Annotated in this window: 28 protein-coding genes; 1 reads left to right on the forward strand and 27 read right to left on the reverse strand. The window is 67.8% G+C overall.

The window, feature by feature from the left end:
* The 24 genes from tatB to A9974_RS08740 form a co-directional block, all read right to left on the reverse strand.
* On the reverse strand, positions 1-496 hold a 496-nt coding region (gene tatB, locus A9974_RS29440), incomplete at its 3' end, for a Sec-independent protein translocase protein TatB (RefSeq protein ID WP_255468100.1).
* Between the two features lie 72 nt (positions 497-568).
* Positions 569-796 carry a Sec-independent protein translocase subunit TatA gene (tatA, locus tag A9974_RS08630; protein WP_049070561.1) on the reverse strand — a complete coding sequence of 76 codons (228 nt, stop codon included), beginning with the start codon at positions 794-796 and terminating at the stop codon, positions 569-571.
* A gap of 14 nt (positions 797-810) precedes the next feature.
* Positions 811-1179: a histidine triad nucleotide-binding protein gene (locus A9974_RS08635; protein WP_025139942.1), complete on the reverse strand. Its 369-nt coding sequence runs from the start codon at positions 1177-1179 to the stop codon at positions 811-813.
* Positions 1180-1195: 16 nt separating this feature from the next.
* On the reverse strand, positions 1196-1546 hold the full coding sequence (locus A9974_RS08640) for a phosphoribosyl-ATP diphosphatase (RefSeq protein WP_175218739.1): 351 nt from the start codon (positions 1544-1546) through the stop codon (positions 1196-1198).
* Positions 1543-1947, reverse strand: coding sequence for a phosphoribosyl-AMP cyclohydrolase (gene hisI / locus A9974_RS08645; protein WP_025139940.1), 405 nt, complete (start codon positions 1945-1947; stop codon positions 1543-1545). The genes A9974_RS08640 and hisI overlap by 4 nt, the downstream gene beginning before the upstream one ends.
* Positions 1948-1949: 2 nt before the next feature.
* The gene (hisF, locus tag A9974_RS08650) at positions 1950-2765 is read right to left on the reverse strand and encodes an imidazole glycerol phosphate synthase subunit HisF (protein ID WP_183003701.1); all 816 of its coding nucleotides are present in this window, start codon (positions 2763-2765) and stop codon (positions 1950-1952) included.
* Complete coding sequence (gene hisA / locus A9974_RS08655) at positions 2762-3502, reverse strand: 1-(5-phosphoribosyl)-5-[(5-phosphoribosylamino)methylideneamino]imidazole-4-carboxamide isomerase (protein ID WP_183003702.1); 741 nt, start codon at positions 3500-3502, stop codon at positions 2762-2764. Before hisA ends, hisF begins: the two co-directional genes overlap by 4 nt.
* A gap of 56 nt (positions 3503-3558) precedes the next feature.
* A complete protein-coding gene (gene hisH, locus A9974_RS08660; RefSeq protein ID WP_183003703.1) occupies positions 3559-4257 on the reverse strand; it encodes an imidazole glycerol phosphate synthase subunit HisH in 699 nt (232 codons plus the stop codon).
* A gap of 37 nt (positions 4258-4294) precedes the next feature.
* On the reverse strand, positions 4295-4882 hold the full coding sequence (hisB, locus tag A9974_RS08665; RefSeq protein WP_183003704.1) for an imidazoleglycerol-phosphate dehydratase HisB: 588 nt from the start codon (positions 4880-4882) through the stop codon (positions 4295-4297).
* A 12-nt stretch (positions 4883-4894) separates the two neighbouring features.
* Positions 4895-5986 carry a histidinol-phosphate transaminase gene (hisC, locus tag A9974_RS08670; RefSeq protein WP_183003705.1) on the reverse strand — a complete coding sequence of 364 codons (1092 nt, stop codon included), beginning with the start codon at positions 5984-5986 and terminating at the stop codon, positions 4895-4897.
* Positions 5983-7287 (reverse strand): histidinol dehydrogenase, encoded by a 1305-nt coding sequence (hisD, locus tag A9974_RS08675; RefSeq protein ID WP_183003706.1) that lies wholly within the window; start codon positions 7285-7287, stop codon positions 5983-5985. The genes hisC and hisD overlap by 4 nt, the downstream gene beginning before the upstream one ends.
* A gap of 54 nt (positions 7288-7341) precedes the next feature.
* Positions 7342-8016 (reverse strand): ATP phosphoribosyltransferase, encoded by a 675-nt coding sequence (hisG, locus tag A9974_RS08680; RefSeq protein ID WP_183003707.1) that lies wholly within the window; start codon positions 8014-8016, stop codon positions 7342-7344.
* Positions 8013-9281, reverse strand: coding sequence for a UDP-N-acetylglucosamine 1-carboxyvinyltransferase (murA, locus tag A9974_RS08685; protein WP_183003708.1), 1269 nt, complete (start codon positions 9279-9281; stop codon positions 8013-8015). Before murA ends, hisG begins: the two co-directional genes overlap by 4 nt.
* Positions 9282-9283: 2 nt before the next feature.
* Positions 9284-9529 carry a BolA family protein gene (locus A9974_RS08690; protein ID WP_054503732.1) on the reverse strand — a complete coding sequence of 82 codons (246 nt, stop codon included), beginning with the start codon at positions 9527-9529 and terminating at the stop codon, positions 9284-9286.
* Positions 9530-9534: 5 nt separating this feature from the next.
* The gene (locus tag A9974_RS08695) at positions 9535-10347 is read right to left on the reverse strand and encodes an ABC transporter permease (RefSeq protein ID WP_006392336.1); all 813 of its coding nucleotides are present in this window, start codon (positions 10345-10347) and stop codon (positions 9535-9537) included.
* The gene (locus tag A9974_RS08700) at positions 10344-11147 is read right to left on the reverse strand and encodes an ABC transporter ATP-binding protein (protein WP_183003709.1); all 804 of its coding nucleotides are present in this window, start codon (positions 11145-11147) and stop codon (positions 10344-10346) included. Before A9974_RS08700 ends, A9974_RS08695 begins: the two co-directional genes overlap by 4 nt.
* Positions 11148-11320: 173 nt before the next feature.
* Complete coding sequence (locus tag A9974_RS08705) at positions 11321-11950, reverse strand: phospholipid-binding protein MlaC (RefSeq protein WP_183003710.1); 630 nt, start codon at positions 11948-11950, stop codon at positions 11321-11323.
* A 38-nt stretch (positions 11951-11988) separates the two neighbouring features.
* On the reverse strand, positions 11989-12801 hold the full coding sequence (locus A9974_RS08710) for a VacJ family lipoprotein (RefSeq protein ID WP_183003711.1): 813 nt from the start codon (positions 12799-12801) through the stop codon (positions 11989-11991).
* A gap of 84 nt (positions 12802-12885) precedes the next feature.
* Positions 12886-13386: an outer membrane lipid asymmetry maintenance protein MlaD gene (gene mlaD / locus A9974_RS08715; RefSeq protein ID WP_183003712.1), complete on the reverse strand. Its 501-nt coding sequence runs from the start codon at positions 13384-13386 to the stop codon at positions 12886-12888.
* A 12-nt stretch (positions 13387-13398) separates the two neighbouring features.
* The gene (gene mlaE, locus A9974_RS08720; RefSeq protein WP_183003713.1) at positions 13399-14187 is read right to left on the reverse strand and encodes a lipid asymmetry maintenance ABC transporter permease subunit MlaE; all 789 of its coding nucleotides are present in this window, start codon (positions 14185-14187) and stop codon (positions 13399-13401) included.
* Positions 14184-15020 (reverse strand): ABC transporter ATP-binding protein, encoded by an 837-nt coding sequence (locus tag A9974_RS08725; RefSeq protein WP_183003714.1) that lies wholly within the window; start codon positions 15018-15020, stop codon positions 14184-14186. The genes mlaE and A9974_RS08725 overlap by 4 nt, the downstream gene beginning before the upstream one ends.
* 273 nt (positions 15021-15293) lie before the next feature.
* The gene (locus tag A9974_RS08730) at positions 15294-16355 is read right to left on the reverse strand and encodes a nitronate monooxygenase family protein (protein ID WP_183003715.1); all 1062 of its coding nucleotides are present in this window, start codon (positions 16353-16355) and stop codon (positions 15294-15296) included.
* A 20-nt stretch (positions 16356-16375) separates the two neighbouring features.
* Positions 16376-17353 (reverse strand): tripartite tricarboxylate transporter substrate binding protein, encoded by a 978-nt coding sequence (locus tag A9974_RS08735; protein ID WP_183003716.1) that lies wholly within the window; start codon positions 17351-17353, stop codon positions 16376-16378.
* An 18-nt stretch (positions 17354-17371) separates the two neighbouring features.
* Positions 17372-18592 carry a YbfB/YjiJ family MFS transporter gene (locus A9974_RS08740; RefSeq protein ID WP_183003717.1) on the reverse strand — a complete coding sequence of 407 codons (1221 nt, stop codon included), beginning with the start codon at positions 18590-18592 and terminating at the stop codon, positions 17372-17374.
* Between the two features lie 65 nt (positions 18593-18657).
* Here A9974_RS08740 and A9974_RS08745 point away from each other — a divergent pair, with 65 nt between their 5' ends.
* Complete coding sequence (locus A9974_RS08745) at positions 18658-19530, forward strand: LysR family transcriptional regulator (protein WP_183003718.1); 873 nt, start codon at positions 18658-18660, stop codon at positions 19528-19530.
* A gap of 16 nt (positions 19531-19546) precedes the next feature.
* Here the strand turns inward: A9974_RS08745 and A9974_RS08750 are convergent, their stop codons facing one another.
* From A9974_RS08750 to A9974_RS08760, 3 genes are all read right to left on the reverse strand, one after another.
* Positions 19547-20185, reverse strand: a complete 639-nt coding sequence (locus A9974_RS08750) for an OmpW family protein (protein ID WP_183003719.1) — start codon at positions 20183-20185, stop codon at positions 19547-19549.
* 153 nt (positions 20186-20338) lie between these two features.
* Positions 20339-20866 carry a chromate transporter gene (locus tag A9974_RS08755; protein ID WP_183003720.1) on the reverse strand — a complete coding sequence of 176 codons (528 nt, stop codon included), beginning with the start codon at positions 20864-20866 and terminating at the stop codon, positions 20339-20341.
* Entirely contained in the window at positions 20863-21471 is a 609-nt protein-coding gene (locus tag A9974_RS08760) for a chromate transporter (RefSeq protein ID WP_255468101.1), read from the reverse strand. Before A9974_RS08760 ends, A9974_RS08755 begins: the two co-directional genes overlap by 4 nt.
* Between the last annotated feature and the right edge of the window lie 13 nt (positions 21472-21484).

Here is a 21484-nt window from a genome sequence, read left to right on the forward strand (position 1 = left end):
GGCTCAGATTGGGGCTGGGCGGCGCAATGGTGCGCGGCGCATCGGGGGCGGCAGGCGCACCTGCTGCGGGCGCTTCAGGGCTTGCCAAAGCTGCCGCCGTGGCCGGTGACGTCGCGGCGGCCTGGCCTGCCAGCGGTTGCATCAGCGGCTCGGTCGGCGTGGTCGCGGCGTCTGCGGCGGGCTTGCCGCTGGCTTCGCGGGCGACCTCGTCGAGTTCGGCGCGGAATTGCTGCACGGGTTCCTGCAGCGCGGCGTGGGTATCGTTCAGCGACTGTTGCACGCCTTGGGCGGCGTCTTCCATTTCGCTCTTGAACTTGCGCAGCTCGTCCAGCTCGATTTCGCGCTGGATATCGGATTTCACGTCGTTGACGTAACGCTGCGCGCGGCCCAGCAAGTGGCCGACCGTGCGGGCGACCTTGGGCAGGCGTTCGGGGCCGATGACGATCAGCGCGACGACGCCGATCACCATCAGTTCAGTGAGGCTGACATCAAACATTCGACGGCCGCTCGGGAATTGAGGCAGGAAGGGCCGGCCGGTTCAGGCCGGGCCCGGGGGGCGAGCAGGCGCTCAGGAGTTGGACTTTTCCTTGGCCTGCACATCGATGGTGTCGCCGGCCACGCGTTGTTGCGCGATCGGTTCGGCCGGCTTGTCGCTGTTGGCGTCTTTCATGCCTTCTTTGAAACCCTTGACGGCGCCGCCGAGGTCCGAGCCGATGTTGCGCAGTTTCTTGGTGCCGAAAATCAGCGCGACGATGACCAGAACGACCAACCAATGCCAAATGCTAAAGCTACCCATGACGGTTCTCCGTATTACGCGGTGGGGGCCACGCGCCCTTTCCAGGGTCGCGAGCCGCCGATGATGTGGAAATGCAGATGCGGGACTTCCTGGCCGCCTTCGACGCCAGAGTTGATCATGATGCGAAATCCGCCATCAGGGCCCGGACGGCAACCGTTTTCTGCGGCAAGCCGCGGAGCCAATGACATCATTCTACCCAACCAACCTGCGTCCTCGCCCGTAATATCCTGCATGGATGTGACATGACGTCGAGGGATGAGCAGCAAATGCACCGGCGCGGCCGGATTGATATCGTGGAATGCAACAAAGTCCTCGTCCTCGTAGACCTTCTTGGACGGGATCTCGCCAGCGGCGATTTTGCAGAAAAGACAGTTGGCGCTCATTTTTCCGGGTTCCGTGTCAGTCTTGGGGACGGCTGGCCTTTTCGGCCAGGCCCGACAGGCCCTCGCGGCGGGCCAGCTCGGCCAGCACGTCATCGGGTCGCAGGTTGAAGTGCGTCAGCGCGACCAGGCAATGAAACCACAGGTCGGCGGTTTCGCTGACGATGCGGTCGGGGACGCCGTCCTTGGCGGCCATGACCAGTTCGGTGGCCTCTTCGCCGATCTTTTTCAGGAAGGCATCCGGGCCCTTGGACAGCAGCTTGGCCGCATACGACGCCTTGGGATCGCCGCCGTTTTCGGGGCGGCGGGTTTCCAGGGTGTCGGCGATGCGGGCCAGGATGTCGTGGGCGCTAAGGGGCGTGTCGGTCATTTGTAGATCAGTTCGGGGTCTTTCAGGACCGGGTCGACGGTAACCCAGGCAGCCTGGTCCGTCTGCCCTTCCAGGCGGCGGTAGAAGCAGCTGGCGCGTCCCGTGTGGCAGGCGATGCCGCCTTCCTGGTGCACCTTGAGCAGCACCACGTCGCCATCGCAGTCCAGGCGCAATTCATGCACCTGCTGGACGTGGCCGGATTCCTCGCCCTTGCGCCACAGGCGCTGGCGCGAACGCGACCAGTACACCGCGCGGCCGGTGGCGGCGGTTTCGGCCAGCGATTCGCGGTTCATCCAGGCCACCATCATGATCTGGCCATTGTCGGCGTCTTGCGCGATGGCGGGGATCAGGCCGTTTTCGTCGAAGACGACGTCGGCCATCCAGCTGGGTTCGTTGCTCATTTCTATAACCTCACTTCAATGCCCTGCTCGGCCATGAAGCGCTTGCATTCGCCGACCGTGTGCTGGCCGAAGTGGAAAATGCTCGCCGCCAGCACCGCGCTGGCCCGGCCGGTGGTGACGCCGTCGGCCAGATGCTGCAGGTTGCCCACGCCGCCGGAGGCGATGACGGGCACCGGCACGGCGTCCGAGACGCTGCGGGTCAGTTCCAGGTCGAAGCCCGACTTGGTGCCGTCGCGGTCCATGCTGGTGAGCAGGATTTCGCCGGCGCCATAGGCGGCCATGCGGCGGGCCCAGGCCACGGCGTCCAGCCCGGTGGCCTTGCGGCCGCCATGGGTGAAGACTTCCCAGCGCGGAGCTTCGCCAGGCGCGGAGACCCGGCGCGCGTCGATGGCAACCACCACGCACTGCGAGCCGTGGTAGTCGGCCGCGGCGCGAACCAGTTCCGGATTGGCCACGGCGGCGCTGTTGATGCTGATCTTGTCGGCGCCGGCATTGAGCAGGCGCTGGATGTCGGATACCTGGCGCACGCCGCCGCCCACGGTCAGCGGGATGAAGACCTGCGAGGCGACCTGTTCGATGATCGGCAGGATCAGGTCGCGGCCGTCGCTGGTGGCGGTGATGTCCAGGAACGTGAGCTCGTCGGCGCCCTGCTCGTCGTAACGGCGGGCGATCTCGACGGGGTCGCCCGCGTCGAGCAGGTTAACGAAGTTGACGCCCTTGACGACGCGGCCGGCGGTGACGTCAAGGCAGGGGATGATGCGGCGGGTCAGCGCGCTCTGGGGCGCGCCGGCCTCGGGGGACCTGCAGGGAGTGGTCATTTTGCCAATTCGTCGGCGCGGGCCTGGGCCGCTTGGAAGTCGAGCGTGCCTTCGTAGATGCTGCGGCCCAGGATGGCGCCTTCGACGCCCTCTTCCTCGACGGCGCACAGCGCTTCGATGTCCTGGATGCCGGCGATGCCGCCCGAGGCGTACACGGGGATGCGCACGTGCTGCGCCAGGCGCACGGTAGCTTCGACGTTGACGCCCGACAGCATGCCGTCGCGGCCGATGTCGGTGTAGATGATGGCTTCGCAGCCGTAGTCTTCGAACTTCTTGGCCAGGTCCAGCACGTCGTGGCGGGTCAGCTTGCTCCAGCCATCGGTGGCGATCTTGCCGTCGCGGGCATCCAGGCCGACGATGATCTGGCCCGGGAAGGCGCCGCAGGCGTCCTGCAGGAAGCCCGGGTTCTTGACCGCGGCGGTGCCGATGATGACGTAGGAGATGCCGGCGTCGAGATAGCGTTCGATGGTGTCGAGGTCGCGGATACCGCCGCCGATCTGGACGGGAATGTCGTCGCCGACGGCGTCCAGGATGGCCTTGATGGGTGCTTCGTTCTTCGGCTTGCCGGCGACGGCGCCGTTCAGGTCGACCAGATGCAGGCGGCGGGCGCCTTGATCGAGCCAGCGGGTGGCCATGGAGGCAGGGTCTTCGGAGAACACCGTTGCATCGTCCAGGTCGCCCTGGCGCAGACGCACGCAGCGTCCGTCTTTGAGATCGATGGCGGGGATCAGCAGCATGGTGGGCAGCGAGAAAATATAGGTTGAATGGGCTGGAGCGCGTGGGCCGAAGCGGCCTACGGCTGCCAGTCTACAAAATTGCGATACAGGCGCAAACCGTGCTCGGCGCTCTTTTCCGGGTGGAACTGCACCGCGAAAATGTTAGCTGCCGCTACCGCGCAGGTAAAGGACACGCCGTAATCGGTTTCACCAACGGTCAGGCTGGCATCGGCCGGGTCGGCGTAATAACTGTGGACGAAATAGAAATGCGTGTCGTCCGGAATGCCGGCCCAGATAGGGTGAGAGCGCGTCTGGCGGACTTTGTTCCATCCCATGTGCGGGACTTTGAGGCGCTCGGCGCGGCCGTCGGCCAGGCCTGCGGCGCCGGTGTCGGCCAGGCAGGCTTCGTCGTCGGCCGGGACCGGGTCGGCAAAGCGCGGGCCGGAAAAGCGGCGCACCACGCCGGGGAACAGGCCCAGGCAGGAGGTGCCGCCTTCTTCGCTTGCGTCGAACAGCATCTGTTCGCCGACGCAGACGCCCAGCAGCGGCTTGCTGCGCGCGGCTTTGACGACCGCTTCGCGCAGGCCGGATTCGTTCAGGGTGCGCATGCAGTCCGCCATGGCGCCCTGCCCGGGAAACACCACGCGGTCGGCCGCGTCGATGTCCTGGGGCTGGCTGCAGATGCGGATGTCCGCGTCGGGGGCGGCGTACTTGAGCGCGCGCGCGACGGAATGGAAGTTGCCCATTCCGTAGTCGACGATGGCGATAGTGGTCACTTCGGTTTACCTGGTGCGTGGCGGGAGGTCGCGGACGTTACAGCACGCCCTTGGTGGACGGCACGATGTCGCCCATGCGCGGGTCGACTTCGACGGCCATGCGCAGCGCGCGGCCACAGGCTTTGAAGACCGTTTCGCACTGGTGGTGGGCGTTGGTGCCACGCAGGTTGTCGATGTGCATCGTGATCAGGGCGTGGTTGACCAGGCCCTGGAAGAATTCGCGGGTCAGGTCGACGTCGAACGCGCCGATGTGCGAACGCGTGAAGGGGATGTGGTATTCCAGGCCGGGACGGCCGGAAAAGTCCACCACCACGCGCGACAGCGCTTCGTCCAGCGGCACGTAGGCGTGGCCGTAGCGGCGCAGCCCGGCCTTGGTGCCCACCGCCTTGGCGAGGGCCATGCCCAGGGTGATGCCCACGTCTTCCACCGTGTGATGCGCATCGATGTGCAGGTCGCCCTCGGCTTTGATGTCGAGGTCGATCAGGCCGTGGCGCGCGATCTGGTCCAGCATGTGGTCCAGGAAGGGCACGCCCGTGTCGATCGTCTGCTTGCCGGTGCCATCCAGGTTGATGACCACGCGGATGCGGGTTTCGTTGGTGTTGCGGGTGATCTCTGCGGTACGCATGTCAGAACTCGATTAGGCACTCAGGATGTCTTGCAGTGCCGATAGCAAAGCGGCGTTCTCGGCCGGGGTGCCCACCGAGATGCGGAGGCAGTCGGCCAGGAGCGGATGGGCATTGGAGAAGTTACGAACCAATATTTTGCGCGTTTTCAGGGCAAGATGCACGGCGTTGCCGTCCAGCTTGCCGGAAAAGCGGGCGAGTACGAAGTTGGCGGCGGAAGGGAATACCCTGACGCCCGGCAGCGCGGCCAGGGCGGCGGCCAGCGGCTCGCGGTCGGCGCGCAGGCGCGCGGCCTGTTCGTCCAGCACGGATTTGTGCCGCAGCACCGTCAGCAGCGCGGCCTGGGTCAGCACGTCCAGGTTGTAGGGCGGACGCACCTTGTTGAGCTCGGCGATCCAGCCGGGGTGTCCCGCCAGGTAGCCGAAACGCAGGCCCGCCAGGCCGATCTTGGACACGGTGCGCATCACCACCACATTCGGCGCGGCCAGCACCTGTGGCATCCAGCTGCGGTCGGTGAATGGCTGGTAGGCCTCGTCCACCACCACCAGGCCGGGCGCCGCAGCGATGATGGCGGCGATGTCCGCGTCGGACCAGGCGCCGCCGGTGGGGTTGTTGGGCACGGCCAGGAACACCACCTTGGGCTGGTGTTCGCGGATGGCGGCCAGCATGGCGGGAAGATCCAGGGACAGATCGCTGGCCAGCGGCACGCCGACAAAGCGGGCGTGGTCGAAACGGGCCGCCATGTCGAAATACACGAACGACGGCCAGGGCGAGAGCACCACGTCACCGGGGTTGCAGCAGGCCTGCACCGCGATGTGGATGAGTTCGTCCGAGCCGTTGCCGAACAGCACGTCGGCGCTGGCCGGCACGCCGAAGGCCGTCTTGACCGCCGCTTGCAGCTCGGACAGGTCGGCCGCCGGGTAGCGGTTCAGCGGTGTGTCGCGCAGCGTGCGGGCCAGATCGTCGCGAACCGCCTCGGGCAGCTCGTACGGGCATTCCATGGCGTCCAGCTTGATGCAGCCTTCGGCGTGCGCTACCGGGTAGGCGGCCAGCGCGAGGATATCGGGCCGGACGGTGCCGGCGATGCGGCCGGCGACGGCGCTCATGGCTTGTCGATCCGGTACTGGGCGCTGGCGGCGTGCGCTTGCAGGCCTTCGCCCAGCGCCAGCTCGGCCGCGATGCGGCCCAGCGTCTGGGCGCCCTGGTGCGAGACCTGGATCAGGCTGGAACGTTTCTGGAAGTCGTAGACGCCCAGCGGCGACGAGAAGCGGGCCGTGCGCGAGGTGGGCAGCACGTGGTTCGGGCCGGCGCAGTAGTCGCCCAGGGCTTCCGAGCTGAAACGGCCCATGAAGATCGCGCCGGCGTGGCGGATCCTGGCGGTCCAGGTTTCGGGCTGCTCGGTGGAGATTTCCAGGTGTTCCGGGGCGATGTCGTTGGCGATGCGGCAGGCCTCGTCCAGGTCGCGGACCTGGATCAGCGCACCGCGGTTGGCCAGGCTGACGCGCAGGATGTCGGCGCGCGGCATGGTCGGCAGCAGGCGCGCAATGGCGGCCTCGACCTCGGCGATGAAGCCGGCGTCGGGGCACAGCAGGATGGATTGGGCCAGTTCGTCGTGCTCGGCCTGCGAGAACAGGTCCATGGCGATCCAGTCGGCCGGCGTCTTGCCGTCACAGATGACCAGGATTTCGCTGGGGCCAGCGATCATGTCGATGCCGACCACGCCGAACACGCGGCGCTTGGCGGCGGCCACGTAGGCGTTGCCCGGGCCGACGATCTTGTCCACGGCGGGCACGGTGGCGGTGCCGTAGGCCAGCGCGCCGACGGCCTGCGCGCCGCCGATGGCGAACACGCGGTCGACGCCGCCGATGGCGGCCGCGGCCAGCACGATGGGGTTGCGCACGCCGTCGGGCGTGGGCGTGACCATGATCAGTTCTTCGACGCCCGCGACCTTGGCCGGAATGGCGTTCATCAGCACCGACGACGGATAGGCGGCCTTGCCGCCCGGCACGTACAGGCCGACGCGGTCCAGCGGCGTGACCTGCTGGCCCAGCATGGTGCCTTCGGCGTCGGTGTAGGTCCAGGTTTCGGCGCGTTGGCGCTGGTGGTAGCTGCGCACCCGCTCGGCGGCGGCTTCCAGCGCGTGGCGTTGGGCCGCGGGCAGCGCGGCCAGGGCCGCATGCCATTCGGCCTTGGGGATTTCGAGCGTGGCCGCCGTGGCGCCGGGCATGCGGTCAAAGCGCTGGGTGTATTCCACCAGCGCCGCGTCGCCGCGCGTGCGCACATCGGCCAGGATGCCGGCCGCGGCGCGGTCGATGGACTCGTCCTCGGTGGCTTCGAAGGCCAGCAGTTTGGTCAGGGCGGATTGGAATCCGGGATCGCGGGAGTCGAGACGATTGATCAGGGCCATGGCGTCATGGTTCAAGCAGGTGGCGGCCGCCGCGCGAAGCGCGGCGGGCGGGGATCAGGCGTTGCGGCTGGCGGCTCTTTCGAAGGCGTCCAGCAGCGGTTGCAGGCGGTCGCCGCGGGTCTTCAGGGCGGCCTGGTTGACGATCAGGCGCGAGGAGATCGGCATGATGTCTTCAACGGCGACCAGGTCGTTGGCGCGCAGCGTGCCGCCGGTGGACACCAGGTCCACGATGCAGTCGGCCAGGCCCACCAGCGGCGCCAGTTCCATCGAACCATACAGCTTGATGATGTCCACGTACACACCCTTGGACGCAAAGTGTTCACGGGCTGACTGCACGTACTTGGTGGCCACGCGCAGCCGCGCGCCCTGGTGCACCGCGGCCTGGTAGTCAAAGCCGTTGCGCACGGCCACGGCCAGGCGGCACTTGGCGATGTTCAGGTCGATCGGCTGGTACAGGCCGCCGGGTTGCTCGGCGGCATGCTCGATCAGCACGTCCTTGCCGGCGATGCCCAGGTCGGCCGCGCCGTACTGCACGTAGGTGGGCACGTCGGAGGCGCGCACGATGATCAGGCGCAGGCCGGGGTCGCTCGTGGGCAGGATCAGCTTGCGCGAGCTTTCGGGGTTTTCAGGCACTTCGATGCCGGCTTCCGCCAGCAAGGGCATGGTTTCTTCGAAGATTCGCCCCTTGGACAGAGCCAGGGTCAGGGGCGCGAGTTGGGCATTGCTCATGCCGATTCCTTGCCGGTTGCGCGTTGAATGTTGGCGCCCAGGGCGCGCAGCTTGACTTCCATCCGGTCGTAGCCGCGGTCCAGGTGATAGATGCGGTCGACCACGGTTTCGCCGTCGGCGGCCAGGCCGGCGATGACCAGGCTGGCCGAGGCCCGCAGGTCGGTTGCCATGACGGTGGCGCCCGACAGGCGATCGATGCCGCGCACGATGGCGGTGTGGCCGTCGATGTCGATGTCGGCGCCCATGCGGCGCAGTTCCTGCACGTGCATGTAGCGGTTTTCGAAGATGTTCTCGACGATGACGCTGGTGCCGTCGGCCACGGTGTTCAGGGTCATGAGCTGGGCCTGCATGTCGGTGGCGAAGCCCGGGTACTCATGGGTGCGAAAGCCCACGGCCTTGGGGCGCGCGGACATGGCGCCGCGGATCCAGTCGGGACCGGTTTCGATGGTCAGGCCCGCTTCGCTCAGCTTGTCCAGCGTGGCGCCCAGGATGCCGGCGTCGGTGTTCTTCAGGAGGATGTCGCCGCCGGCCGCGCCAACCGCGCACAGGAAGGTGCCGGCCTCGATGCGGTCGGAAATGACGCGGTGCTCGGCGCCGTGCAGGCGTTCGACGCCGTCGATCACGATGCGGTCGGTGCCGTGGCCCTGGATGCGGGCGCCCATCTTGATGAGCAGCTCGGCCAGGTCTACCACTTCGGGCTCGCGCGCGGCGTTTTCCAGCACGGTCTGGCCTTCGGCCAGCACGGCGGCCATCAGCAGGTTCTCGGTGCCGGTGACGGTGACCATGTCGGTGCGGACCGAGGCGCCCTTCAGGCGCTTGGCGCGCGCGACCACGAAGCCGTGTTCGATGCTGATGTCGGCGCCCAGCGCGGCCAGGCCCTTGATGTGCTGGTCCACCGGCCGCTGGCCGATGGTGCAGCCGCCGGGCAGGCTGACGCGGGCTTCGCCGAAGCGCGCCACCAGCGGGCCCAGCACCAGGATCGACGCGCGCATGGTCTTGACCAGGTCGTACGGGGCTTCCAGGTTGTCGACCCGGTCGGCCTGCAGCGTGACCATGCCGTCGGCGGCGCGCTCGGCGCGCACGCCCATGCGGCCCAGCAGGCGCAGCATGGTGGCGGTGTCATTCAGGTGCGGCACGTTCGACAGGGACAGCGCGTCGGCCGTGAGCAGCCCGGCGCACAGGATCGGCAGGGCCGAGTTCTTGGCGCCGGAGATGGTGACTTCGCCGCGCAGTTGCGCGCCGCCGGTAATGCGTAGCTTGTCCATGGTTACTTGCCCGCCTGCGTGTACTCGGCGGGGGTCAGGGTGCGCATCGACAGGGCGTGGATCTCGGCTTTCATGCGGTCGCCCAGGGCGGCGTAGACCAGTTGATGACGCTGGATCAGGCGCTTGCCCTCGAAGGCGGCGCTGACGATGACCGCGTCGAAATGCGAGCCGTCGCCTTGCACGTCGAGATGTTCACAGGGCAGGCCGTCCGCGATGTATTGGCGGACTTGCGCGGGAGTGGGAAGCATGGACGTCAGTTCCTGAGTTTGTAGCCGCTGGCCAGAAGCCGCAGCGCATAGATCGACAGTGCGAGGAACACCCCCGTCACCACCGCCAGGCTGCGCCAGGGGGAGACGTCCGACACCGAGAAGAATCCGTAGCGGAAGCCGTCGATGGTGTAGAAAATGGGGTTCCAGTGGGACACGCCCTGCCAGAAGGCGGGGAGCGTATGGATGGAATAGAACACGCCCGACAGGAAGGTGGCGGGCATGATCAGGAAGTTCTGGAAGGCCGCCAACTGGTCGAATTTCTCGGACCACAGGCCGGCGATCAGGCCCAGCACGCCCATGATGCCGCAGGCCAGCACCGCGAACACCAGCAGCCACAGCGGATTGGCGGGCACCAGCGACACGAAGAACAGCGCCACGACCCACACGCACAGGCCCACGGCCAGGCCGCGCACCACGGCCGCCAGCACATAGGCGGCGAAGATGTCGCGGTGCGACAGCGGCGGCAGCAGCATGAACACCAGGTTGCCGGTGATGCGGCTCTGGATCAGCGACGAGGACGGGTTGGCGAAGGCGTTCTGCAGCATGCTCATCATCATGAGCCCCGGGATCAGGAACGCAGTGTAGGGCACGCTGCCGTACACCATGACGCGCCCTTCCAGCACGTGGGCGAACACCAGCAGGTACAGCAGCGCGGTGATGACGGGCGCGGCGATGGTCTGGAAGCTGACCTTCCAGAAGCGCAGCAATTCCTTGCGCAGCAGGGTCGGAAAGCCTGATCCCGCGTCCAGTCGGGGCTGCACCAGCGGCTGGCTGGCGTTGGCGGCGGGCTGGGTCATTGCGGCATCTCTTCGGGTTGCGGGGCGGGCTTGTCGTCCTGGTGCATGATGCGCACGAAGGCGTCTTCGAGGTCGACGCCGCCCACGCGAGCCAGGAGGGCCTGGGTGGTGTCCAGCGCGACAATGTGGCCGCCCTTGAGCATGGCGATGCGGCCGCACAGGGCTTCCGCTTCTTCCAGGTAGTGGGTGGTCAGCATGATGGTGTGGCCGGCCTTGTTCAGGCGCGAGATGAATTCCCACAGGGTGCGGCGCAGGTCGACGTCGACGCCCGCGGTGGGTTCGTCCAGCACGATCACGGGCGGGCGGTGCACCAGCGCCTGCGCCACCAGCACGCGGCGCTTCATGCCGCCGGACAGCGCGCGCATGTTCGAGTTGGCCTTGTCGGCCAGCCCCAGGTTGAAGAGGATTTCGTCGATCCAGTCGTCGTTCTTGCGCAGGCCGAAATAGCCTGACTGGATGCGCAGCGTTTCGCGCACCGTGAAGAACGGGTCGTAGACCAGCTCTTGCGGCACCACGCCCAGGGCTCGCCGCGCCGACTTGTAGTCGGCCACGACGTCGTAGCCACAGACGGTGGCGCGGCCGGCGCTGGCGCGCGCCAGTCCGGCCAGGATGGAGATCAGCGTGGTCTTGCCCGCGCCATTGGGGCCGAGCAGGCCGAAGAATTCGCCGTGCTCGATGTTCAGGCTGACGTTGTCCAGCGCCTGGAAGCCGGCGCCAGGGGCACGCCCGGTGAGCTTGCCCCAGCCGCTGCGGCGCGGCGAGTAGATTTTGGAGACGTTTTCTAGACTAACGGCAGACATGACGGCGGGGAGGTTGCCCGGAAAAGAGCGAATTGATCATTATATAAGCGGCCCGCCTTGCGGGGCGCTGATAGCCCCGGCAACCGTAGGGCATGGGCGAAGATACGTCCCCAAAATAACAGGCCCGGCGGGCCGCAAGGGCGCGCCGGGCCGGCAGGCAACCGGGAAAGCGCTTACTGGTTGCGCTGGTTCAGGGCCTGGATCAGGCCGTCGATGCCGTTCTGGTTGATCTGCTGGGCGAACTGGTTGCGGTAGTTCTCGATCAGCCAGATGCCTTCGACGTTCATGTCGTAGATTTTCCAGCCCTGGGGCGTTTTTTCCAGGCGGTAGTCCACGCCGGTGGGCTGGCCATTGGCCTGGCTGATGAGCGTACGCACGACCACGTCGTCGGCCTTGGGGTCGCCGCGGAACGGCAGCGCCGAAACCTTGGTGCTGGACGTGACGCGGGTCAGCGCGCCGCTGTAGGTGCGCACCAGCGTGCCGCGGAAGGCATCGGCCAGGCCCTTTTTCTGCGCGTCGGTGGCCTGGCGCCAGTAGCGGCCGGCGGCCAGGCGCGTGGTCTTCTGGAAGTTGACGTAGGGCAGGATGTGCTCGTTGACGACCTGGTTGATGCGGGCGGTGTTGCCCGCCTTGACGGCGCCGTCGGCCTTCAGGACGTCCAGGGCTTCATTGGCCACGCCCAGCACGAATTGGTCGGGCGCGCCGTTGGCGTCGGGCTGCGCCTGCGCGGCGGCCGAGGCCGCCAGGCCCACCAGGCTGGCCAAGGCCAGGCGCTGGAGCAGGGAAAAGAAAGAAAACCGCATGAAAACTCCTTGCTGTACTGATAACGCAATCCAACAGCTTACTTGGTTGCGGGCTTCGGTGCCGGGGCGGCGGCGCCCTTGTCCTTGTTGGCGGCGGGGGCTTCGCCCTCGTCGTCTTCGTAGTTGGGCAGGCTGGATTCGTCGTCCACGCGCTGGCCGTTGACCATGGCGGCGCGGCGCTGCAGGTAGGCGTCACGGATGAAGCTGTACGGATCCAGCGCGACGCGGTCGATGGTGTCGGTGGCGTTGAGCAGGCTGGCGCGGGTGTCGACGACTTCCAGGCCCCACAGCGAGTTGCGCAGCGGCACGTTGTCGATGGCGCTGACGCCCATGTAGCCGTATTGGCGGCCTTGCCAGTCGCCGATCAGGCCGACGCCGTCGCGCACGCTGGACGAACCGAAGAACGGCAGCACCAGGTACGGGCCCTGGCCCAGGCCCCACACGCCCAGCGTGGTGCCGAAGTCGTTCGGGATCTTGCGGGCGCCGTTGGCCGAGGCGACGTCAAAGCAGCCGCCAATACCCATCGTGGTGTTGAACAGGAAGCGGCCGAGCGTGTTGACGAAGTCGTGGCCACGGCCCTGCAGGAAGCTGTTGGTGCCCGACCAGAGATCGCCGACGTTGCTGAAGATGTTGTGGACGCAGCTGCGCACCGGTTGCGGCGTGACGAAGGTATAGGCCTGCGCCACCGGCTTGAAGACGGCGCGGTCAACGGTGTCGTTGAATTTGTAGACGCCACGGTTGAAGCCTTCCCAGGGGTCGCGCGGGTCCGGATGCTGCGGGGCGGCGCAACCCGCCATCAGCGCGCCAGCGGCGGCCACAGTGGCGATGCGGGAAAGAGCTTTCTTGTTCATGATCAGGGCATCCCTATCAGCAGAGTTCTATTCTTATTGCAGTGCTCGTCTGGCGCGGAAATCGTCGCGCCAGGCGGATTGTCTTCAATTCGGGGCTTTCGCTTCGGGGGCGGCAGCCGCGTTCGAGCCTTCTTTCTCGGCCGAGCCGTACAGGAACTTGCTGATCAGCTGTTCCAGCACGACGGCGCTTTGGGTATAGCGGATTTTGCCGCCGTCGGCAAAGTTGTCTTCTTCGCTGCCCGGGGTCAGGCCCAGGTACTGTTCGCCCAGCAGTCCCGACGTGAGAATGGCCGCGGAAGAGTCCTTGGGGAACTGGTAGGCCGTTTCCAGGTTGATCGCCACGACGGCCTGGAAGGTCTTGTCGTCAAAGGAAATATTGGCGATCCGGCCGACCACCACCCCTGCGCTTTTCACGGGCGCGCGGACCTTGAGGCCGCCTACGTTATCGAAATTGGCCGTCAGCGTATAGGTGGGCGCAAAAGAAAAGGTGCTCAAGTTGCCGGCGCGCAACGCCAGGAACCCCAGCGCGATCGCGCCCAGCAAGACGAACAGGCCTACCCAGAAGTCGGTTTTTTCGCGTGACATGATCGATCCGTATCAGTTTCCAAACATCAAGGCGGTAAGCAGGAAGTCCAGCCCCAGCACCGCCAGCGAACCCACCACGACCGTGCGGGTGGTGGCGCGGGCGACGCCTTCGGGGGTGGGTTTGGCCTGCCAGCCTTCGTAAAGCGCGACCAGCGTCACCGTGACGCCGAACACCAGGCTTTTGATGACGCCGTTCAGGACGTCATTCCAGACATCGACGCCGCCCTGCATCTGTGACCAGAAGGCGCCGGCGTCCACGCCGATCATCAGCACGCCCACCACCCAGCCGCCCAGGATGCCGACCATGGAGAACACGGCGGCCAGGATCGGCATGGCGATGATGCCGCCCCACAGGCGCGGCACCAGGACGCGGCGCACGGGGTCGACGGCCATGACTTCCATGGCGGACAGTTGCTCGCCGGCCTTCATCAGGCCAATTTCGGCGGTCAGCGAGGTGCCGGCGCGGCCGGCGAACAGCAGCGCCGTCACCACGGGGCCCAGCTCGCGCACCAGCGACAGCGCGACCAGCAGGCCCAGCGATTCCGAGGCGCCGTAGCGGTTCAGCGTGTAGTAGCCCTGCAGGCCCAGCACGAAGCCCACGAACATGCCGGACACGGCGATGATCAGCAACGAGTAGTTGCCGATGAAATGCACTTGCTGCGACACCAGCCGCGGACGCGACAGCGCGATGCCGCTGCGCGCCAGCATGGCGCCGAAGAAACGGGTGAAGCCGCCGATGCCGGTGATGCGGTTGCGCACCCAGCCGCCCAGCGCGCCGATGGCATTGTTCGATTCGGTCATGCGCGGCGCCCCTGTTGTTGCGAAAGCCATTTCTGGAAAGCCGGCGTTTCGGGGTACTGGAATGCGACGGGGCCGTCGGGTTCGCCCTTGAGGAATTGCTGGACGTAGGGGTCCTGCGAGGCCGACAGGCTGTCGGGGCTGCCCGAGGCCTTGAGCTGGCCCTGCCCCACCAGGTAGACCTGGTCGGCGATGGCGAAGGACTCGTGCACGTCGTGCGTGATCAGCACCGACGCGCAGCCCAGGCGGTCGGCCAGGCTGCGGATCAGGCGGGCGGTGATGCCCAGCGAGATCGGGTCCAGGCCGGCGAAGGGTTCGTCGTACAGAATGAGTTCGGGTTCCAGCACCACGGCGCGGGCCAGCGCCACGCGGCGGGCCATGCCGCCGGAGATTTCAGCCACCTTCAGGTGGGCCGCGGCGCGCAGGCCCACGGCGTCCAGCTTGTCCAGGACGCGGGCGGTGATGTCGGCTTCGGACAGCTGCGTATGTTCGCGTAGCGGAAACGCGACGTTTTCGAAGACGTTCAGGTCGGTGAACAGCGCGCCCTGCTGGAACAGCACGCCCATGCGCTTGCGCAGGCCCTGCAGTTCGGCGGCGGTGGCGCGGGCGATGTCCTGGCCGAACGCCAGCACGGTGCCTTGCTGGGCGATGAGCTGGCCGGTGGCCGCGCGCAGCAGCGTGGTCTTGCCGGACCCGGAGCCGCCCATGATGGCGACCACCTGGCCCGGGCGCGCTTCCATGGAAATGTCGCGCAAGACGGTGAAATCACCGTAGCCGAGCGCCACGCCTTGCAGGCGCAGGGCGAATTCCGGGGAGCTGCTGGTTTGAGCGGGCATGGGCAACGAACGGGTGTTTCGGTGGCGGATGCCCTGCTGACGCGCTCATGCGCGGCGGTCAACCAGCCGGCGCGAGCGAGACAGGCTGCGTCGGGAAGCGCCCTGTTACTCATATGCCGGGGACAAAAGACGGACTGTTGCACCCAGCGGCGAGGGGCCATTGTAGCCCGACGATTTGTCATCGCAGTGCGATATGCCTGCCCGTGGAACAGTGTTTTCGCCCTGGGGAACAATGGCCGGGCCTCCGGCGGCGGCGGCCTGGCCATCCGAAGGTCAATCGCGGGCGCGGGCTGCGGCCGTTTCGTGCACCAATCGGGCGATCAGCGCCGCCGTGCTTTCGCGCCGCGCCAGCGGGGCACCCTGGCCCGCCCACAGGGACAGAACCGCGACATTGCCGGCCTTGCCGCCGGCAGTGCGCATGGGCCGGGTCAGGGCATTCTGCAGGGGGTACGGCAGGATATCGTCCGATAGTTGGTCGGCGTCCCGCATGAAGGAATTGACGATGCCGCGCGCCGGGCGGCCGGAAAACGCCCGGGTCACCCGCGACTGCTCGGCCCGCGAGGCGGGCAGCACCGCCTTGTAGGCGTCGCCGATGCCGGCTTCGTCGGTGGTCAGGAAGGCCGTTCCCATCTGCGCGGCGTCCGCGCCCAGGGCCAGGGCGGCGGCGATGCCGCGGCCGTCCATGATGCCGCCCGAGGCGATGACCGGCACCGACACCGCATCGGCGACCTGGGGCACCAGCGCCATGGTGCCGATCAGGGAATGCTCGAATTCGTCCAGGAAGGTGCCGCGGTGGCCGCCGGCTTCGGCGCCCTGGGCCACGATGGCGTCCACGCCGTCCTGCTCCAGCGCCACGGCCTCGCGCACCGTGGTGGCGGTGCCTACCGTCAGGATGCCCAGTTCGCGGCAGCGCGCCAGGGTGTCGGCGGGCATGCGGCCGAAGGTGAAGCTGAACACCGCCGGGCGCGCCCGCAGCACGGCCTCGATCTGGCCGGGCAGCGGGTCCGCTTGCGGACCGGGGGCGGCCGGCGCCGGCAGGCCCAGCTGCGCGTGGTAGCGGGCCAGCAGGTCCAGCATGCGGTCGGCATTGCCGCCGTAGGGCTGTTCGGGCACCGAGGCGAACAGATTGATGGCGAACGGCCGGCCGGTCCGCTCGCGGATGGCGGCGGCCGTGGTTTCGATCTGTTCGGGGCTCAGGTAGGCCGCGCCAAGCGATCCCAGCACGCCCGCCTTCGCGGCTTCGGACACCAGCTCCACCGTCGTCGCGCCGCCGGCCATGGGCGCCTGGATGATGGGATGGTCAAGCTTGAGCCGTTCGAGAAGGCGGGATGGCATGGGAATACTCCTGGTTGGGTTTACTGGAGCTGGATGTTTCCAGCCTTGATGACGTGGGCCCATTTGGCCGTTTCGCTCTTGATGAAGGCGCCGAATTCCTCGGGCGTGCCGCCGCCGGCCTGGCTGCCGGTGTCGGCGATGGCCTTCTGCACGTCGGCCTCCTTGAGGATGCGGTTCAGCTCGGCGTTGAGCTTGGCGATGATGGGCGCCGGGGTGCCGGCGGGGGCGACGATGCCCTGCCAGTTATACGACTCGAAGCCCGGCAGGCCGGATTCGGCCATGGTGGGCACGTCGGGCAGCACCGCCAGGCGCTGGGCCGAGGTCACGGCGATGGGGTGGATTTTCTTGCCCTGGATGGCCGGCAAGGCGGAATAGCCCATCTCGAACATCATCGAGATATGACCGCCCATCAGGTCGGTCGCGGCCAGGCTGCCGCCCTTGTACGGCACATGCACGATGTCGATCTTGGCCTGTTCGCGGAACATTTCGCCGGACAGGTGGTGCGCGCCGCCCACGCCCGACGACCCGAACGACAGCTTGCCCGGCTGCTTCTTGGCCATGGCGATCAGGTCGGCCAGCGTCTTGACCGGCAGCTCGTTGTTGACGCTGAGCACCAGCGGGCTGTTCTCGATCAGGATGACGGGTGCCAGGTCCTTGACCGGGTCGTACGGCATTTCCTTCATCAGCGACGGGTTGACCGCCATCGGCGCCAGATTGCCGGTGCCGATGGTGTAGCCGTCCGGCGCCGCCTTGGCGATCAGGTTGGTGCCGACGACGCCGCCCGCGCCCGCCTTGTTTTCCACCACGATCGGCTGGCCCAGCGATTCGCCCAGCTTGCGCGCCAGGAGGCGCACGCGGGTATCGGCAAAGCCGCCCGGGGCGTAGGGCACGATCATGGTGATGGGTTTGGCAGGCCAGTCGGCGGTCTGGGCCTGGGCGGGGCCGCTGAAGGCGGCGAAGGCCGCCAGGGCGGCGACCAGGGGGCGTAGCGATTTCATGCTGGGTGACTCCTCGTTCTAATGTGATGGTTCCTGGGAACCGATCGCATTATGCCCAGCGTTCTTGCCGGCGGTGCTGATATTTCCCAAGCGCCAGGCCGACAGCGCCAGCAGCGCCGCGCCGCCCGCCAGCACCTGCGGCAGGCCCGCGCCAAAGCGCGCCGCGCCGGACGCCAGCAACGGCCCCAGGATCTGGCCGGCCGCGAACGCCGACGTCATGACGGCCGCGGCCCGCGGCGCCGCCGGCCCGGCCAGCCGCTGGGCGGTCAGCATGCCCGCCTGGGTGATGACCATGAACGTGCCGCCCACCAGCAGCGCGGCAACAATGACCGCCGCAATGTTGTGCCAGACCGCCACGGCCAGCATGCCCAGGGCCATCACGGCCTGCGCGCCGCGCCACACCGACTTGTCGTCCCGCGCCTGCGCCACGCGCGGCGCCAGCAGGCAGGACAGCGCGGCGGCCAGGCCGAACAGGGGCCAGGCCCAGCCGAACACGGCGGGATCGGGAATGATCTCGCGGGCCATGGCGGGCAGGAATGTGGCGGGGATGATGTAGCCGGCGCCGAAGATGCCGTAGTGCAGCGCCAGCCGGCCAATGCCCGGCGGCAGGCGGGCGGGCGCGGCGGCGGCGTCCAGGCGGGCCTTGGCGTCGGCGCGCTGCAGGCGCGGCCAGGCCAGACCGGACAGCGCCAGGGTCAGGACTCCCAGCACGATCCAGTTGCCGTTGGCGTCGGCGCCCGCGGCCATCAGGGCCAGGCAGGCCAGGCCTGTCAGGGCGATGCCGGCGCCGACGCCGGCGTAGGTGATGGCCGCGACCGCCGGGCCGCGCGGATCGCAGGCAGCGACGGGGCGCGCGGCGGCGATGCAGATGAATGCGCTGGCGCTGGCATAGCCGGCCGCCAGCCGCAGCAGGCTCCAGGCCAGCACGCCGTGGAATCCGGGCATGGCCAGGGTCAACAGGCCCACGGCCAGCAGGCTGGCGGCCAGCATGGCGCGCGGGTGCCGCGGCGGGCGCACGGCCGCGGTCAGCGCGCCCAGCAGATAGCCCGCATAGTTGGCCGACGCCAGCCAGCTGCCCTGCGCCAGCGACAAGCCGGCTTCCTGGGCCATCAAGGGCCAGACGGGCGTGAAGGCGAAGCGGCCGATGCCCATGGCGGCGGCCAGCGCCAGCGCGGCGGGCCAGGCCAGGGAGGCGGCCCCGCGCGGGCGGACGGAATCGGGGTGGGTGGCTATTGACATAGCTCCCACTCTACGGCTGTACTAATATCCTGAATAGTGAATTATTAAGAACATGAGTTCTTGAAATGAGAAACTTAGACTTGGACGCGTTGCAGATCTTCAAGGCGGTAGCCGACCACGGCGGCGTGGCGCGCGCCGCGGCCCACCTGAACCGGGTGCAGTCCAATGTGTCGACGCGCCTGAAGCAGCTGGAAGCCTCGCTGGCCGCGCCGCTGTTCCGGCGCCAGAACCGGCGCCTGGTGCTGTCCGACCAGGGGCGCGTGCTGCTGTCGTACGCCGACCGGCTGCTGCGCCTGTCCGACGAAGCCCAGGCGGCGGTGCGCGACGGTGCGCCGCAGGGGTTGCTGCGCATCGGCACCATGGAAAGCACGGCCGCGGCGCGCCTGCCGCCGATCCTGGCGGCCTATCACGCGGCCTGGCCGCAGGTGCGCATCGAACTGGTCACCGGTACGTCGGGCGCGCTGGCGGCCAAGGTGCGCAACTACGAGATCGAAGCCGCGTTCGTGGCCGAGCCTTTCGATGCGCAGGGGCTGGCCGAAATGGCGGCCTTCCAGGAAGAACTGGCGCTGATCTCGCCGCTGGCCTGGCCCGAGATCCGCGGCCCCAAGGACGTCGGCGACCGCAGCGTGATCGCGTTCGCCACCGGCTGCTCGTACCGCCGCATCCTGGAATCCTGGTTCGGCCAGGCGGGCGTGGCGCCGGGCAAGGTCATGGAATTCGCGTCGTATCACGCCATCGTGGCCTGCGTGGCCGCGGGATCCGGCGTGGCGATCGTGCCGCGCTCGGTGCTGGCGGTGCTGGGGGGCGAATCATCGCTGCGCGTAACGCCGCTGTCCGGCCCGCATGGCCGCGCGCAAACGCAGCTGGTCTGGCGCGCAGAAGACGAAACGCCTGCATTGCAGGCGTTTCAGGAACTGCTGGCGCAGCGCCGCCAGTAGCGGCGGCGCGGGTTCGTCAGAAGCGGTAGCCGACGCCCATCGTCAGCACCCACGGGTCGATGCGCGCGGTGCCGATGTGTTCGCCATTCAGCTTCACCTTCGACTTGATGTCGATGTAGCGGATGTCGGCGTTCATGAACCAGCGTTCGCTGATCTTGATGTCCGCGCCCAGTTGCGCGGCCACACCCCACGAGTCTCCCATCTTCAGGTCCGAACCCTTCAGGGCGCCTTCGGCCTTGGTGTCGAAGAACTTGGTGTAGTTGATGCCCACGCCGATGTACGGCTGGATCATGCTGTCAGGCAGGATGTGCCATTGCAGGCTGAGCGTGGGCGGCAATTGCTTGCTGGAGCCGATCTTGCCCAGGCCGCTGCCGCTCACGTCGTGCTGGAACGGCCAGGCGCCCAGCAGTTCGATGCCGATGTTGCGCGTGGCCATGTAGGCCAGCGTGAAGCTGGGGCGCACGTTGTTGTTGGCGTCCAGCTTGACGCTGCCGTCCAGCACGGTGCCGTTGTTCGAGGCAGGGCGGACCTGCGTGGCGCCCACCCGGAACAGGATGTCGCCGGCTTCGTGGGCCTGGGCGGGGGCGGCAAACGCGCCGGCAGCGATCAGGCCGGCGATGGCGGTGGCGCGGATACGCCCATTCAGCGAAAACATTTTCTTCTCCGATCTTTCCTTGGGGTGAGTGGAAAGGTTCGCAGACCCGGCGCCGGCGCCGGTTGATATGCGTCAAACGCAGCGGGCAAGCCGTGGCCGCCGTGGCTGCACTGCAACAACAGACGGCGCAGACAGCAAGCGCAAGGGGGAGAATCAGGCCAGCGCGGCCAGGAATATGGCGGCGCCGAGCCCCAGCATCAGAAAGGGGCTGACCCGCGTGTAGACCAGCGCCAGCGTGGACGCGGCGGCCACGCCCCAGGCCCAGGCGCCGCCCTCGGCGGCGCGCAGCACGGTGCAGGAAGACGCCAGGATCATGCCGGCGGCTACCGGCACCAGCCCGGCTTCGATGGCGCGCACGCAGGTGGCGTGGCGGTAGCGGGCCCAGACCCGCGCCAGCGCATAGATCAGCAGCGAACAGGGCAGGAAGATGGCGATCGACGCCGCGATCGCGCCGCCCCATCCGCCCACGTGCCAGCCGATCAGCGTCACCAGCAGCGAGGCCGGACCGGGGGTGATGCGCGACAGCGCAAAGTAGTCCAGGAACTGCGATTCGTTGATCCAGCCATAGCTGTCCACGGCCTGGCGGTGGATATCGGGCAGGATGCTTTGGCCGCCGCCCACCGTCAGGAACGACAGCGGCGTGAAGACCGAGAACAGATCGTGCAGCATCGTCAGGTTCATGGCTGCCGCCCCTGGCGCCGCAGGCGGCTGTAGGCGATGCCGATGGACAGCGGCGCCATGGCGCCCACCACCCACAGTAGCGGCAGGCGCAGCAGGAAGATGGCGGCAAACGTCACGCCCATGATCGCGGCGGGCACCCATCCGACCAGCGCGCGCCGCGCGGCCCGCAAGCCCGTCTGCAGCGATACGCCCACCGCCGCGGCCGCGACTCCGGCCATGGCGACGTGCAGCCCCTGCGATTGCGCCATGCTGGCGAACAGCGCGGCCGCGCCGATCGCCACGATCATCGGCGGCACCGTGATGCCCAGGCCGCCCAGCAATGCGCCGGGGCCGCCGCGCAGCCGGAAGCCGATCCAGATCGCCAGGTTCACCACGTTCACGCCGGGAAAGGACTGCGCCAGGGCCAGGCCGCTGAGAAAGTCGGATTCCGACATCCAGCGCCGGTGCTGCACGAATTCGCGCATCATCCAGCCGCTCAGGCCGCCGCCGAAGCTGGTCAGGCCGACCTTGGTGAAGGCCCGGAAAATCTGCGGCAGCGTCGGCGGGGCGGCAAGTTCGGGGTCGGCGGTGGACATGGCGTGGGCGGCGGCGGTTCGATGCCGCATCTTACGGAAACGA

Origin of the sequence: Achromobacter sp. UMC71 (genome assembly GCF_014170305.1) — a bacterium.
In the GTDB taxonomy this organism is placed as follows: domain Bacteria; phylum Pseudomonadota; class Gammaproteobacteria; order Burkholderiales; family Burkholderiaceae_B; genus Achromobacter.

Excerpts from the sequence above, each read along its gene's own strand:
- tatA (WP_049070561.1), bottom strand. The coding sequence starts at position 796 with ATGGGTAGCTTTAGCATTTGGCATTGGTTGGTCGTTCTGGTCATCGTC.
- A9974_RS08635 (WP_025139942.1), bottom strand. The coding sequence starts at position 1,179 with ATGAGCGCCAACTGTCTTTTCTGCAAAATCGCCGCTGGCGAGATCCCG.
- A9974_RS08640 (WP_175218739.1), bottom strand. The coding sequence starts at position 1,546 with ATGACCGACACGCCCCTTAGCGCCCACGACATCCTGGCCCGCATCGCC.
- hisI (WP_025139940.1), bottom strand. The coding sequence starts at position 1,947 with ATGAGCAACGAACCCAGCTGGATGGCCGACGTCGTCTTCGACGAAAAC.
- hisF (WP_183003701.1), bottom strand. The coding sequence starts at position 2,765 with ATGACCACTCCCTGCAGGTCCCCCGAGGCCGGCGCGCCCCAGAGCGCG.
- hisA (WP_183003702.1), bottom strand. The coding sequence starts at position 3,502 with ATGCTGCTGATCCCCGCCATCGATCTCAAAGACGGACGCTGCGTGCGT.
- hisB (WP_183003704.1), bottom strand. The coding sequence starts at position 4,882 with ATGCGTACCGCAGAGATCACCCGCAACACCAACGAAACCCGCATCCGC.
- hisC (WP_183003705.1), bottom strand. The coding sequence starts at position 5,986 with ATGAGCGCCGTCGCCGGCCGCATCGCCGGCACCGTCCGGCCCGATATC.
- hisD (WP_183003706.1), bottom strand. The coding sequence starts at position 7,287 with ATGGCCCTGATCAATCGTCTCGACTCCCGCGATCCCGGATTCCAATCC.
- hisG (WP_183003707.1), bottom strand. The coding sequence starts at position 8,016 with ATGAGCAATGCCCAACTCGCGCCCCTGACCCTGGCTCTGTCCAAGGGG.
- murA (WP_183003708.1), bottom strand. The coding sequence starts at position 9,281 with ATGGACAAGCTACGCATTACCGGCGGCGCGCAACTGCGCGGCGAAGTC.
- A9974_RS08690 (WP_054503732.1), bottom strand. The coding sequence starts at position 9,529 with ATGCTTCCCACTCCCGCGCAAGTCCGCCAATACATCGCGGACGGCCTG.
- A9974_RS08695 (WP_006392336.1), bottom strand. The coding sequence starts at position 10,347 with ATGACCCAGCCCGCCGCCAACGCCAGCCAGCCGCTGGTGCAGCCCCGA.
- A9974_RS08700 (WP_183003709.1), bottom strand. The coding sequence starts at position 11,147 with ATGTCTGCCGTTAGTCTAGAAAACGTCTCCAAAATCTACTCGCCGCGC.
- A9974_RS08705 (WP_183003710.1), bottom strand. The coding sequence starts at position 11,950 with ATGCGGTTTTCTTTCTTTTCCCTGCTCCAGCGCCTGGCCTTGGCCAGC.
- A9974_RS08710 (WP_183003711.1), bottom strand. The coding sequence starts at position 12,801 with ATGAACAAGAAAGCTCTTTCCCGCATCGCCACTGTGGCCGCCGCTGGC.
- mlaD (WP_183003712.1), bottom strand. The coding sequence starts at position 13,386 with ATGTCACGCGAAAAAACCGACTTCTGGGTAGGCCTGTTCGTCTTGCTG.
- mlaE (WP_183003713.1), bottom strand. The coding sequence starts at position 14,187 with ATGACCGAATCGAACAATGCCATCGGCGCGCTGGGCGGCTGGGTGCGC.
- A9974_RS08725 (WP_183003714.1), bottom strand. The coding sequence starts at position 15,020 with ATGCCCGCTCAAACCAGCAGCTCCCCGGAATTCGCCCTGCGCCTGCAA.
- A9974_RS08730 (WP_183003715.1), bottom strand. The coding sequence starts at position 16,355 with ATGCCATCCCGCCTTCTCGAACGGCTCAAGCTTGACCATCCCATCATC.
- A9974_RS08735 (WP_183003716.1), bottom strand. The coding sequence starts at position 17,353 with ATGAAATCGCTACGCCCCCTGGTCGCCGCCCTGGCGGCCTTCGCCGCC.
- A9974_RS08740 (WP_183003717.1), bottom strand. The coding sequence starts at position 18,592 with ATGTCAATAGCCACCCACCCCGATTCCGTCCGCCCGCGCGGGGCCGCC.
- A9974_RS08745 (WP_183003718.1), top strand. The coding sequence starts at position 18,658 with ATGAGAAACTTAGACTTGGACGCGTTGCAGATCTTCAAGGCGGTAGCC.
- A9974_RS08750 (WP_183003719.1), bottom strand. The coding sequence starts at position 20,185 with ATGTTTTCGCTGAATGGGCGTATCCGCGCCACCGCCATCGCCGGCCTG.
- A9974_RS08755 (WP_183003720.1), bottom strand. The coding sequence starts at position 20,866 with ATGAACCTGACGATGCTGCACGATCTGTTCTCGGTCTTCACGCCGCTG.
- A9974_RS08760 (WP_255468101.1), bottom strand. The coding sequence starts at position 21,471 with ATGCGGCATCGAACCGCCGCCGCCCACGCCATGTCCACCGCCGACCCC.